Below are 397 nucleotides of genomic sequence, written 5' to 3'. Positions count from 1 at the left end.
CGCCGGCACCGCCGCTCCGGCGGGGAGCCGCCCCCTGCCCGCTCGTCCCCCCGCGGTCGTGCCGCCGGATGTACGGCCGACCGTCCCGTCGGCGGATCCGTCGGCGGACCCGCGGGCCGTGCCGCCCGGGACGCCGTCGGCGCGTTCCGCCGCGGAGGACGGGGACGCGCCGGCCGGTGGGCAGCGGACCGGCACGCCGCGGGAGGCGGCGCCGGCCGATCGTCCCTCGACGGGGTTCGCACCGCCGTCGTAGGTCGCGCCGGGCACGCCGCTCAGTCGAAGACCGACGGGGGTGACGCGAGGTCCTCCAACTCGATGCCGGGGGCGGCCAGGACCACGTCCCCGGCGATGTGCACGGTGTGCTGTTCGCCTGTGTCCAGGGCTGTGACCTGGTATG

General features: G+C 78.3%; 1 pseudogene. It reads right to left on the bottom strand.

The annotated features are described in order from the left end of the window. Positions 1-267: pseudogene (locus tag KDL01_RS42565) on the bottom strand (hypothetical protein); the annotation flags it as partial. Between the last annotated feature and the right edge of the window lie 130 nt (positions 268-397).

Origin of the sequence: Actinospica durhamensis (assembly GCF_018139695.1) — a bacterium.
Classification (GTDB): Bacteria; Actinomycetota; Actinomycetes; order Streptomycetales; family Catenulisporaceae; genus Actinospica; species Actinospica durhamensis.
Note: the sequence above shows the minus strand (reverse complement) of the source record. Positions and strands in the feature narration are given on the sequence as shown.